The sequence below is a fragment of the Pseudomonas akapageensis genome, from assembly GCF_011355085.1.
In the GTDB taxonomy this organism is placed as follows: Bacteria; Pseudomonadota; Gammaproteobacteria; order Pseudomonadales; family Pseudomonadaceae; genus Aquipseudomonas; species Aquipseudomonas akapageensis.
In genome coordinates this window covers 1-12,582 of sequence record NZ_VXCP01000042.1, presented here as the reverse complement: position 1 = coordinate 12,582, position 12,582 = coordinate 1, and the positions used below count along the sequence as shown (strand labels likewise).

Here is a 12,582-nt window from a genome sequence, read left to right as displayed (position 1 = left end):
CCGCCATCCTTGGCATAGGCACTCGAGAAGCCGGACAGGGAGTCAGGGACAAGAACGGTGGATGCCGACAGGAGTGCGCCGATCGCCAACGCCAAAAGGGTTTTGTTCAAAGACATGTTCACCTCCACTTTCCTGCTTGGGTAGGTACTGCAAAAGCAAACTGATGCAAGGCTGGTTCCAGATGGGCTCCAAAAGCGCCGAACGGTTTGACAGTGGGGGGAAGTAAGGCAGGAATATCGACATGTAACAGGAAATTACGACGAAAGGCCGCGGTCTCAATCAAGTGTCCCCCCAAAAAATCGGGAAACCGGCCATGAAATTTTCGAAGTTCTCCGAGACCTTGTCCAAATGGACGGGCAACGCCCATACCTTCCAGGTTGCCCTGGCGTTGATTTTCATATGGGGTTTGAGTGGTCCCTGGTTCCATTTCAACGACACCTGGCAACTGATCATCAACACGTCGACGACGATCATTACCTTCCTCATGGTGTTCATCATTCAGAACACGCAGAACCGCGATAACGACATCTTGCATATCAAGATCGACGAGCTGTTGCGCGTGACCAAGGAAGCGCAGAATGCCACCCTGGATCTCGAAGACCTGGGCAGCGAGGAACTCAAGACCCTGCGCGACAAATACGAAAGCATCGGCGCAGGTGAGGCAATGCAGGTCAACTGCGCCGACAGACCGGTTAAAGACAGGGATAGTGACTGAGCGCCGGGCTAGCGACGCTCATCGGACAGCGGGGTCGGTTCATCAGGCTGGGGGGACTTGCTGTTCGATCTCTTCACCTGGATGCGGTTCATCGCCCTGGGCTGGCCACAACCGTTCCTCGCCCGGCTTGGGCGGATCGAAGCCGGTGTCTTCGCGTCGGGGCATCGGGTCGAACTGAATCTCGCTGGGGTAGTGGTGGATTCTCGGGTCGGTCGCCATGTGCACCTCCACAAAAGGCCCGATTGGACCGGGCCATTTGCGATGGTACCGCCATGCGAGATATCGTTCCCGGCAGCTGACCAATGGTTGTCAGTCTGCGCCGAGCAGGCATTCGGACAACCCCTGCTCCAATACCTGCCATCCCTCGAAGCCACGGCGGGCAATGAACACCAGGCGCATGCCCGCTGCCGCTGCCTCCCCTGTTGCCGGCGAAAACTGACTGCGACTGCCCACATGCTGCAGCCAATGGGCATTGGCGTTATCCCCCAGCACTACCAGGCCCTTGACCCGGAACACTTCGCTGGGCAATGCCCGCAGCCACGCCCGCAGGCGCTCGATATCCAGGCGGCCACTCGCTTGCCAGAGCCGGCTGCTGAACATCTCGCCATGATCGCCGGTCGCCACGGGGGTCAACGGCCTGACCGTGTGGGCCTGTTGCTCGGCGTCCAACCACAGGGCATCGGGCAACTCGGCCTGGACACTGGCATGCACCCGGGCGTTGGGCCCCAGTGCGATGCGCAGGGTCTGCAATTCTTCAGGGCTGACCAGGTCGGTCTTGTTCAGCAGCAACAGATCCGCTGTCGCGACCTGGGCACGGGCCAGACGTGCATACTCGCCATCGAGCTGCAGGTGACGGGTGGCATCGACCACGGTAATCACCATATCCAGCTGCATATGGCTGCGCAGTTGCGGGTAGGCCAGGGTCTGCACGATGCGCTGGGGGTCGGACACGCCGCTGCACTCGATCACGATGCGCTCCAGGCGCGGTTGCAGTTGCGCAAGGCTGGCCAACTGCGCCAGCAGGTCTTCCTGCACCGTGCAGCAGATGCAGCCGTTCTGCAGGCTGTACACCGCATCGGTGACTTCCGAGACGATGGCCGCATCGATATTCAACTCGCCGAAGTCATTGACGATCACCGCCAGTCGGCTGCCATCGGCCCGGCGCACCATGCGGTTGAGCAAGGTGGTCTTGCCGGCACCGAGAAAACCCGAGACTACCGTTACCGCTATACGCTGCTTGTCCATCAGGCCTTGCCCTCCAGCACCGGTGGTTCACCCTGCCATACCGCATTCAGGCCGGACGTGGCCAGGGTCGCGTGGCGATCGTAGACCAGCTGGCCCTCGACGAAGGTCAACAGCACATTGGTGCGGTGGATGTAGTTGCGCGGCGCCTGGGCGAACAGGTCCCGATCGATAACGATCAGGTCCGCCGACTTGCCCACTTCAAGGCTGCCGGTGCTCTTTTCCAGGCCCATGGCCACGGCGCCATTGCTGGTGATCACGCGCAAGGCCTGCTCCAGGCTGATCGGCTCGCCGAAACAGGCCGGGTCGTCGTTCCACGGGTTCTGCCGGGTGATCATGGTTTCCAGGGCCAGCCAGGGATCGATCGAGGCTACCGGCCAGTCGGTGCCCATCACGGCGGTACCGCCCGCCTCCAGCACGCCCTTGAAATCGTAGATGCGATTGAGGCGTTCCTGGCCGTAGCCCGAGCGCGCACCGCTGGCGAAGGGCGTCGGGTACCAGGCGGCCGGCGAAAACTCGGCAATCACATCCAGGGCCTTGAAGCGCGGCAGGTTGCCAGGGTGCAGCAAGGTGCTGTGGGCGCACTGGTGACGCACGCCACTGAAGCCATTGCGCCGACGAGCCTCGGCCACCGCATCGAGGAACACATCGGAAGCGCCGTCGCCGGTGCAGTGGGCGATTACGCGGATGCCCTGGCGGTCCATGTCCACGACCATGTCGGTGATGTGTTCGGGGGTCAGGTTGAGCTTGCCGCGCCAGCTCGATTCCTGCGGCCAGGGCGTGAGCAGGAAGGAAGATTTCGGTTCGACGGTGCCGTCGAAGTGAAACTTCACCGCGTTGGCGTTGAGCCGGGCGCTGCGGTAGTAATGCCGTTCGCCACTGAGCAGTTCCCAACGACGGCGCACGGGAAAGATGTCGTCCTGCCAGCTGATGGCCGCTTCGATGCGCACCGTCAGCTCGCCGCTGTCGTCCAGCTCTTTCAAGGCTTGCAGACGTTGCTCGCAGACATGCACATACTTGCTGGCCGTCACTCCACGGGAGCTCTGGAAATGCACGCCATCGCGGTAGGCGCGGCGCAGCACGCTCACCGGCGTCGGCGGCATCGCGGCGTGGATCATCGCGTAGGCACCGTCGATCATCAGGCCGGTCGGTTCGCCCGTCAGCTCGTCACGCTCCAGGTAACCATTGCGCGGATCACTGGTGCTGCGATCGATCCCGGCCAGCTCCAGTGCCCTGGAGTTGACCATCATGGTGCCCCACATGCGGTCGAGCAGCGCCACTGGGCGATCCGGCATGACGCTGTCGAGCCACTCGCGCCCAGGCGTCAGACCCGCCTCACGGAAGGTGTAGCGCACCCAGTACTGCCCGTAGATCCAGCCGTCGCCCGGATGGGCATCGGCATAGGCCAGGATTGCCTCGCGCAGTTGCTCGGGGGTCGGGTCCTCGATGCCCACGTCCAGGTCGTCGCTGTAGCGTGGCGCCAGGGCCAGGTCCGGGTGGGTGTGCATGTCATGCAGGCCCGGCATGCAGAACGCACCGTCCAGGTCATGGGAGACCGTGTTTGGCCCCTTCAACGACTCAAGCTCGGCCAGGTTGCCGACGCCAATCAGTTTGCCGCCGCGAATCGCCACCGCCTCGGCCCAGGGCTGCGCCGGATTCTGGGTATAGATACGGCCATTGCCCAGGATCAGGTCGGCGTACTGTCCGACAGCAGAGTGGGTGGAAGTAAAGTTGTCAGTCACAGCCATGAGGGCCACCTTCGGATTCAGAACTGTTGGGAGGTCCAGCGCATTCGGCGCGACTGGTACCGGGGCAATGGATCAGGCGCCGGGGCGCCGGTTGTCAGGGATACTGGTCGAGCAATGCCGAAGCATCCAGTTCGACCAGCACCGGCTCGCGGCTGTCGACCAGCTCGCCCAGCAACTCGCGCAGGCTTGCCAGGTCGCGTGCCAGGCGGTGCGGTACGTGGCAGCTTTGCGCCAGGGCGGCAAAGTCCGGCGTGAGAATGTCCACACCCAGCGGCGGCACCTGGCGGGCGCACATGTAGTCGCGGATTTCGCCATAACAGTGGTTGTTCCACAGTAACAGGATGATCCCCAGGCCAGCTTCGCGGGCGACGATCAGTTCGGCACTGGAAAACTGCAGGCCACCATCACCCACCAGCGCCACCACCGGGCGCTCGGGTTGCGCGAGCCTGGCGCCCAGGGCGGCCGGCAGTGCATAGCCCAGCGTGCCGTAACCGGTGCCGGCGTTGAACCAGCTGTTGGGCGTCGGTGCCCGGTAGCCGAGAGCGCCCTGGTACACCGGTTGCGTGGAGTCGCCAACGATCAGCGGCGCTGGCAGGTTGTCGCGCACGGTGTCCAGCACGGCCTGCAGGCAACGTTGCTTGGCCGTCCAGCCGCTGCGTTCGGTGGCATTGACCTGGGCCACGGTCGCGTGGGCCCAGGCCTGGTCCGCGTGCCGTGACGCCAGGCCATCGAGCAGCGCGCGCAGGCCTAGTTCGGCATCGCCCAGCAGGCCGATGTCGGCACGCTGGGCACCGAGCACTTGCAGCGGGTCGATATCCAGGCGGATCAAGGGTGCATCGAACGCCAACGGGCCAAGGCCGAAGAAATCGTAATCGGTTTCGCCAAGCTCGGTACCGACCGCGAGGATCACATCGGCTTGCTTGAACAAGTCCCGGCCATGGGCCGAGGATTGCACGCCATCGAGCAACAAGGGATGGTCCGGCGGCAGCAGGCCACGGGCATTGGTCGTCAGTGCCACGGGCGCCTGCAACCGTTCGGCCAGCAACGTCAGGGCCTGGCCTGCGCGGCGGGCGCCACCGCCGGCCAGAATCAATGGACGGCGCGCCTTGGCGATCACGGCCAGCGCTGCCTCGATCGAGGTCGCCGCCGGGGCAGGCGCGGCCGGCAAGGTGCGTGGACGCAGGTCCAGTGCGTCGGCAGGCATTTCCAGCACGTCCAGCGGAATTTCGATATGCACCGGCCGTGGTCGCGTGCAGCTGAACAAGGCAAAGGCGCGTGCCAGCAGTTCCGGCAATTCTTCGGGCCGCTGCAGGGTGTGGCTGAAGGCACAGACTCCGGCAACCAGGGCACGCTGGTCGGGCAATTCATGCAGATATCCATGGCCCAGGCGCTGATGTTCCCGGCGACTGGTGGTGGAGATCACCAGCATCGGCACCGAGTCGGCGTAGGACTGGCCCATGGCCGTGAGGATATTGGTCATGCCGGGGCCGGTGATGATGAAACAGACGCCCGGCTTGCCACTGGCGCGGGCATAACCGTCGGCCATGAACCCGGCGCCCTGCTCGTGGCGGGGACTGACGTGCTTGAGGCTGCTGCCGTGCAAGCCGCGGTAGAGTTCAACGGTATGCACGCCGGGGATGCCGAACACGGTTTCGACACCATAACCTTCAAGCAACCGCACAAGCGCCTGGGCACAACTGGTCATGCAAGCACCTCTTTAACACTGTAGACAGTTCACCGGCCAAGCCCGGCCAGCGACGAGTTGAGCTAGTATTGTTGAATCAACCAATACAACAATCGAATTTTTTTGGCTTTATTGTTCGATTAAACTCAACTCATCAACCTGCTCAGGACCTCTTATGCGTTTTCCCTCGATGACAGCCCTGCGCGCCCTGGATGCGGTCGCCCGCCTGGGCAGCGTTTCGATCGCGGCCAGGGAATTGAACCTGACCCGCAGCGCCATCAGCCACCAGATCAGCAACCTTGAGGAATGTGTCGGCTATGCCCTGACCGAGCGCATTGGCCGGGGTATTGGCCTGACCTACCAGGGCGAACGTTATGCCCGTGAAGTGCACCGGTTGCTGCTGAATCTGCAGGAAGCCGGCAATCTGCTCGACGACCAGAAGGTCTCCGGCCGCCTGTGCGTCAGTTGCGCCCCGGGGTTTGCCACCTATTGGCTGTGCCACCACATCGGCGGCTTCCTGCGCCAGTATCCCCAGGTGCAGTTGCAGCTGATTTCACCCAAGACCCCGGATGACACCCACAACCCCAATGTCGACCTGTTCATCGCCTACGGCATCGGCGACTGGCCGGAACTGCTGGTCGAAGAGATCGTCCCATTGCGCTTCTTTCCCGTGTGCAGCCCACGCCTGATCAACTCCATGGGCGGCCTGAAAAGCCCGCAAGAGCTGAGCGGCTATCCGTTGCTGCACATGACCGACCACACTGACTGGCGGGTCTGGCTCACCGCCGCCGGGGCTTCGAACGTGAACGCCGCCACCGGCATCCTGTTCTCCGATGCGCACTGCGCGCAGTCGGCCTGCATCGCCGGGCAAGGCATCGCCATCGGCGACACCCTGATCAGCGGCGATGCCCTGGCCCAGGGCCTGCTGGTGCGCCCTTTCGATATCAGCATCGATCTGCACCGGGGCTATTACCTGCTCGCCGACCCGCAAAAGTCCGAGCGCCCCGTGGTTCAGGCCTTCAGCAGCTGGGTGAAAACCCAACTGCAAACCTCCCATCACAGCTGGCAGGATACGGTCTGAAGCGGCGCCTTTGAAGTTCAAAATAACTAAACAATAGGGGCAAAATAAGTCAATTGATGTAGCGGTTTTTTTAACAATAATGAGCCAAACGCCCCATTCGGGCTCCCCCAGGCCTGACCGTCACGGCGGCAACAAAAGAGGGACTCATTAGTGTCTAGTAGTTCAGCGATTCAGCTCAGTGCTCAGGGTATCAGCCAGTATTACGGCAAGTTCGCTGCCCTGGACAACGTCAATCTGGACGTTCGCCAGGGGGAGTTCCTCACCCTGCTGGGCCCTTCCGGTTCAGGCAAGACCACCTTGCTGATGATCCTCGCCGGTTTTCTCAATCCCACTGCCGGCAAGCTGATGGAAAACGGCGTCGACATCATCAAGCGCTCGGCCGAAAAACGAAATTACGGCATGGTGTTCCAGGGCTATGCCCTGTTCCCGCACATGAGCGTGGCCGACAACGTGGCGTACCCGCTGCGCATCCGCAAGGTCGGCGCCGAAGAACGCCAACGCCGGGTCAAGCATATTCTCGAGGTGGTGGGTCTGGGTGCGCACATGCACAAAAAACCCTCCGAACTCTCCGGTGGCCAGCAGCAGCGCGTGGCCATCGCCCGGGCCCTGGTGTTCGAGCCGGAGCTGTTGCTGCTCGACGAGCCGCTGTCGGCACTGGACAAGAACCTGCGCGAACAACTGCAGACCGAATTGCAGCGCATCCACCGCCAGGTCGGCACCAGCTTCGTGTTCGTCACCCATGACCAGGGCGAGGCACTGGCGCTGTCGTCGCGCATCGCCATTTTCAACCAGGGCCGCCTGGCCCAGGTCGATACCCCGGAAACCATCTACAACCAGCCCGATAGCCGATTCGTGGCCGAGTTCCTGGGCAAGATGAACCTCTTTCCCCTGGCCGACGTGATGCGTAACGGCAGCCACGCCAGCGGCCGTTGCGCCGACAGCCAGCTGCACGCCCTGGCGCCGATGCCACTGGGCGCGCAACCGGTGGTCCTGGCCGTGCGCCCCGAGCACATGGACCTGCACCGCGAGCGGCCAATCCTGGAGGGCCACAACGTGATACCGGCGCAGCTCACCGACAAGGTCTACCAGGGCGCCAGTACCCACCTGGCGCTCAAGGTCGGTGGCGATACCCTGCCGATCAACCTGTCGGTGCCCGGCAACCACCCCGGCGCGCAGATGAACAGCGGCGCGCCGGTCTGGCTGAGCTGGCCGGTGCAGCAGAGTTTCCTGCTGCAGGCCTGAATCCACGCAAGCCCCATAACACCCTCTCCCACTACAACAAAAGGCCGTCGCCCACGATCTGCGGCGACGGCCCATCGAGGATTTGTCCATGAGCCTGGATCACAACCGCGACTGCATTGAAGTGCTTATCGAAAAAGCCCGTGGCGGGCAAATCAACCGGCGCACCTTCCTCCAGGCCATGGGCCTGATGGCGGCGGTGCCACTGGCGATGCGCAGCGGCATCAGCTGGTCGGCGGACAAGCCGCTGGTGGTGGTCAACTGGGGCGGCGACGCGTTGAACGCTTTCCGTAGCGCCTGGACCGACAACTTCAGCAAAGCAACCGGCATCCCGGTGCGCATTGACGGTGCCGGCCCTACCGAGGGCGCTGTCCGTTCGCAACTGGCCAGCGGCAAGCCAAGCTGGGACGTGGTCGATGTCGAGAGCTATTCGGCGCTGGTGCTGGGCCGGGAAAAGATCCTCCAGCCACTCGATTACAACGTCATCAAACGCGACCAGGTCGCCCCGGCACTGGCCAGCGATCACGGCATCGCCAGCTACCAGTTCAGCTATGTGATGGCCTGGGACAGCGAAAAATTCGGCGATAACGGCCCGAAAACCTGGGCCGATTTCTGGAACGTGGAGAAGTTTCCCGGCAAGCGCACCATGTACAAGTGGATGAACGGGATGCTCGAGGCCGCCTTGCTCGCCGATGGCGTGCCGGCCGATCAGCTCTACCCGCTGGATGTGCCCCGGGCCTTGAAAAAGATCGACGAGATCAAGCCGCACGTATTGTCCTTCTGGAGCTCGGGTGCCGAGAGCCAGCAGTTGATGATCGAAGGCGAAGTCGCGGTCGGTGCCATCTGGCACACCCGCGCCAAGCTGTTGGCCGAAGACAGCGACAACCGCGTGCGCTGGAGCTACGACAACGGCTTCATCAACTCCAGCAGCTGGGCTGTCCTGCAGGGCAACCCGGGCGGTAGTGCGCCGGCCATGCAGTTCATCCAGCAGGCGCTGCAACCCGAAGGCCAGCTCAAGCTCTTCGAACTGCTCGGCAACGGTCCGTCCAACAGCGCCACGGAAAAGCTGATGAACGCCGAGCAACTGGCGGCCAACTGCGCGTCACCCGAGAACCTGAAAAAACAGATCGCACTCAACGCCCAGTGGTATGCGGACAACTACGCAGGCGCGCTGGAACAGTATCTGACCCGCCTGTCCAAGTGAGCAATCGAGATGACCCTGACCGCTACCTTGACCAAGCCCCAGCCCAGGACCGCCAAAGGCTCTCCCAGGCTAGAGCGCGGGCTGCTACTGTTCCCGCTGCCAGTGTTGCTGCTGGTCTTTTATGTGCTGCCGTTTCTGGGCGTGGTGGGCTGGAGTTTCAGCCTGCCCGAACCCGGCATCGAGCAATACCAGCGCATCGCCAGCGACCCGGCCATTCATGAAATGCTCTGGCGCACCATGCGCCTGTGCCTGACGGTCAGCGGTCTGGCGTTGCTGATCGGTTACCTGCTCGCCTACTGCTGGGTGTTCAGCCCGCCGTTCTGGCAGCGTGTCGTCGAGATCTGCATCTTCATCCCGTTCTGGATCTCGGTGCTGGTGCGGGCGTTCGGCTGGTTGATCGCCCTGCGCAGCAACGGGGTACTGAACGAGGGCCTGCTGGGCCTGGGGCTGATCGATCACCCGCTGCAATTGAGCCGTAACGAGATAGGCGTGGTCATCGGCATGCTCCACGTGATGATCCCCTACGCCGTGTTCCCGCTGCTGTCGAGCATGCGCCAGCTCGACCAACGCGTGCTCATGGCTTCGCGCGGCCTGGGTGCCGGCGCCCTGCGTACCTTCTGGCAAGTCCTGCTGCCGCAGACACTGCCTGGACTTCTGGGCGCGTTCATCATGGTCTTCGTCTTCTGCCTGGGCTTCTTCATTACCCCGGTGCTGCTCGGTGGCGGGCAAACGGTGATGATCGCCGAATACGTGTTCCTGCAAATGTTCCAGACCAGCAACTGGGGCCTGGGTGCTGCGCTGAGTGTGGTGCTGCTGGCACTGGTCAGTGCGTTGATCTGGGTGCTGATGCGCATTACCCGCGTCAATCGACTGGTAGGTTGAGATCACTATGAATACCCATCGCACAAGCCTGAGTACCCGCCTGCTGGCCGTGGTCGCCATGGCCTTCATGCTGTTTCCGCTGTTGACGGTCATCCCGGTGTCTTTCACCAGCAAGCGCTATCTGTCCATGCCTGAGGGCAACTGGTCGTTGCGTCACTACGAGGCGCTGCTGAGCAATCCGGACTGGTTCGCAAGCATCAGCCAGAGTCTGACCATCGCCCTGGCCACCAGCGTGATCGCGACCTTGCTGGCCGCCAGCTTCAGCCTCGGTATCTGGTACCTGCGTTCGCGCCTGGCCACCGCCCTGATCGGCCTGGTGCTGTTGCCCATGGCCATTCCACCGGTAATCTCGGCGCTGGTGCTGTACTTCATGGAGACCAACCTGGGCAAACATGCGCCGGGAATCGGTTACGACACCCTCACAGGCGTGGTCATCGCCCATGTGGTCATGGTCGTGCCGTACGGCGTGGTGACCATGCTGGTGGCGCTGAGCCAGATCGACCGACGCATCGAACTGGCCTCGCGCAACCTGGGCGCCAGCCTGATGCAGACCACCTTCCTGGTCATCCTGCCGAACCTGAAACTGGGCATCGCCTCCACCGCCCTGCTCAGCTTTGCGCTGTCCTGGGAGGAAGTGGCGGTGACCCTGTTCATCACCAGCGTCAACGTCGACACCCTGCCCAAGCGCATCTGGAGCGGCCTGCGCGACAACGTCGACCCGAGCGTGGCGGCCATCTCGGTGCTGCTGATCTCCATCACCCTGGCCGTACTGATCGGACGCCTGGTGCTCCAGTACCTGGCCGACAAGCGTGCGCACAAGCGTTTGCATTCCTGATACCTGACTCCCTCCTCCCTGCTTGTCCTTCTCGTTCCCACGCTCTGCGTGGGAATGCCGTGCCAGACGCTCCAGCGTCGACCTACCGAGCGTGACGCGGAGCGTCACCGGAGGCATTCCCACGCAGAGCGTGGGAACGAGGAAGATATACAACGCAACGTGACGCCGCCCTCGCCAACTGCTAAAAGAAGAGTAAGCGCTATGAATGACCGCGTTCGGTGCTCAATATCTGGAAGTAATTGGCCCCAGGGAATCCCGTATGACCTCAAGACACGTAATCAACGCTTCGGTGAGCCCCAAAGGTAGCCTGGAAACACTGTCCCAACGAGAAGTACAACAACTGAGCGAAGCCGGCTCAGGCAGCATTTACTCACTCTTTCGCCAATGCGCCCTGGCAATCCTCAACACCGGCGCCCACATCGACAACGCCAAGACCATTCTCGACGCCTATCAGGACTTCGAGGTTCGCATCCATCAGCAGGACCGCGGCGTACGCCTGGAACTGCTCAACGCCCCCGCCAACGCCTTCGTCGACGGCGAGATGATCGCCAGCACCCGCGAGATGCTGTTCAGCGCCCTGCGCGACATCGTCTACACCGAGAACGAACTGGAAAGCTTTCGCATCGACCTGAGCAGCTCCCAGGGCATCACCGACTACGTTTTCCACCTGCTGCGCAATGCCCGCACCCTGCGCCCCGGCGTGGAACCGAAAATGGTGGTGTGCTGGGGCGGCCACTCGATCAATACCGAGGAGTACCAGTACACCAAGGAAGTCGGTCACCAACTGGGCCTGCGCAAGCTGGATGTCTGCACCGGCTGCGGGCCCGGCGTGATGAAAGGCCCGATGAAAGGTGCCACCATCGCCCATGCCAAGCAGCGCATGAGCGGTGGCCGCTACCTGGGGTTGACCGAACCCGGCATCATCGCCGCCGAAGCGCCCAACCCGATCGTCAACGAACTGGTGATCCTGCCGGACATCGAAAAACGTCTGGAGGCCTTCGTGCGCGTGGGCCACGGCATCATCATTTTCCCCGGTGGCGCCGGTACTGCCGAGGAGTTTCTCTACCTGCTCGGCATCCTGATGCACCCGGACAACCAGCAGCTGCCCTTCCCCGTGATCCTGACCGGGCCAAGGAGCGCGGAACCTTACCTGCAACAGTTGCACGACTTCGTCGGCGCCACCCTGGGCGAGGAGGCCCACAAGCACTACCAGATCATCATCGACAATCCGGCCGAAGTCGCACGGCACATGACCGAAGGGCTCAAGACGGTGAAGCAGTTCCGTCGCGAGCGCAATGACGCATTCCATTTCAACTGGTTGCTGAAGATCGAGGAAAGCTTCCAGCGCCCGTTTGACCCGACCCACGAAAACATGGCCAACCTGAAACTGAGCCGCAACATCCCGGCCCATGAACTGGCTGCCAATTTGCGCCGGGCGTTTTCCGGCATCGTTGCCGGGAACGTGAAAGACAAGGGCATCCGCTTGATCGAGCAGCATGGCCCTTACAAGATCCGTGGAGACGCCGCGGTGATGCAACCGCTGGATAAACTGCTCCAGGCCTTCGTCAAGCAGCACCGCATGAAGCTGCCGGGCGGCGCGGCCTATGAGCCGTGCTACCGGGTAGTGACATAAAAGTTGACCCGGGCCGATCAGGGCCCGGGCACTTTCAACTCAATCCTGGATACTCAGCCCGTATTCCTCTGCTGCATCCTGCAGCCACAGCCACCAGTAGTCGCTGAAGCTGCGACGGATCAGCAGTTCCCAGGTTTCATCGCCGGTGCGGCGGATCACCAGTTGCGACTTGGCGAACACCGTGCCGACCGCCTTGCCCACCGGGAAGTTGTTCGGGTGCACGTTGGAGCTGGGGGAGTTGTTTAGTACTTCGCGAACTCTGTGGCTGCTTCGATTAAGCTGGGTATGGCAGTGGTTCAACTCTCCCAGGGGGGTGTGT

At 62.5% G+C, this 12,582-nt stretch carries 12 protein-coding genes; 7 read left to right on the top strand and 5 right to left on the bottom strand.

The annotated features are described in order from the left end of the window. Positions 1-313 precede the first annotated feature (313 nt). The gene (locus F2S13_RS24040) at positions 314-715 is read left to right on the top strand and encodes a low affinity iron permease family protein (protein WP_166365563.1); all 402 of its coding nucleotides are present in this window, start codon (positions 314-316) and stop codon (positions 713-715) included. A 42-nt stretch (positions 716-757) separates the two neighbouring features. Here the strand turns inward: F2S13_RS24040 and F2S13_RS24035 are convergent, their stop codons facing one another. The 4 genes from F2S13_RS24035 to F2S13_RS24020 form a co-directional block, all read right to left on the bottom strand. Continuing rightward, entirely contained in the window at positions 758-934 is a 177-nt protein-coding gene (locus tag F2S13_RS24035; RefSeq protein WP_166365561.1) for a hypothetical protein, read from the bottom strand. A gap of 90 nt (positions 935-1,024) precedes the next feature. Beyond that, positions 1,025-1,960: a CobW family GTP-binding protein gene (locus F2S13_RS24030; RefSeq protein WP_166365559.1), complete on the bottom strand. Its 936-nt coding sequence runs from the start codon at positions 1,958-1,960 to the stop codon at positions 1,025-1,027. Further along, on the bottom strand, positions 1,960-3,705 hold the full coding sequence (locus F2S13_RS24025; protein ID WP_166365557.1) for an amidohydrolase: 1,746 nt from the start codon (positions 3,703-3,705) through the stop codon (positions 1,960-1,962). Before F2S13_RS24025 ends, F2S13_RS24030 begins: the two co-directional genes overlap by 1 nt. Before the next feature lie 94 nt (positions 3,706-3,799). After that, positions 3,800-5,410: a 5-guanidino-2-oxopentanoate decarboxylase gene (locus F2S13_RS24020; RefSeq protein ID WP_166365555.1), complete on the bottom strand. Its 1,611-nt coding sequence runs from the start codon at positions 5,408-5,410 to the stop codon at positions 3,800-3,802. Positions 5,411-5,564: 154 nt separating this feature from the next. Here F2S13_RS24020 and F2S13_RS24015 point away from each other — a divergent pair, with 154 nt between their 5' ends. From F2S13_RS24015 to ppnN, 6 genes are all read left to right on the top strand, one after another. Next, positions 5,565-6,470: a LysR substrate-binding domain-containing protein gene (locus tag F2S13_RS24015; RefSeq protein WP_166365553.1), complete on the top strand. Its 906-nt coding sequence runs from the start codon at positions 5,565-5,567 to the stop codon at positions 6,468-6,470. Between the two features lie 150 nt (positions 6,471-6,620). Next, positions 6,621-7,712: a polyamine ABC transporter ATP-binding protein gene (locus tag F2S13_RS24010; RefSeq protein WP_166365551.1), complete on the top strand. Its 1,092-nt coding sequence runs from the start codon at positions 6,621-6,623 to the stop codon at positions 7,710-7,712. Positions 7,713-7,800: 88 nt separating this feature from the next. After that, positions 7,801-8,913, top strand: a complete 1,113-nt coding sequence (locus F2S13_RS24005; RefSeq protein WP_166365549.1) for an ABC transporter substrate-binding protein — start codon at positions 7,801-7,803, stop codon at positions 8,911-8,913. A 3-nt stretch (positions 8,914-8,916) separates the two neighbouring features. Further along, complete coding sequence (locus F2S13_RS24000) at positions 8,917-9,795, top strand: ABC transporter permease subunit (RefSeq protein ID WP_178119048.1); 879 nt, start codon at positions 8,917-8,919, stop codon at positions 9,793-9,795. 7 nt (positions 9,796-9,802) lie between these two features. Then, entirely contained in the window at positions 9,803-10,630 is an 828-nt protein-coding gene (locus F2S13_RS23995) for an ABC transporter permease (protein WP_166365545.1), read from the top strand. A gap of 259 nt (positions 10,631-10,889) precedes the next feature. Further along, on the top strand, positions 10,890-12,263 hold the full coding sequence (gene ppnN / locus F2S13_RS23990) for a nucleotide 5'-monophosphate nucleosidase PpnN (protein ID WP_166365543.1): 1,374 nt from the start codon (positions 10,890-10,892) through the stop codon (positions 12,261-12,263). 39 nt (positions 12,264-12,302) lie between these two features. Here ppnN and F2S13_RS23985 read toward each other — a convergent pair. Beyond that, positions 12,303-12,582 (bottom strand): sarcosine oxidase subunit gamma family protein (locus tag F2S13_RS23985; RefSeq protein WP_218584079.1); only part of this gene is annotated, 280 nt, incomplete at its 5' end.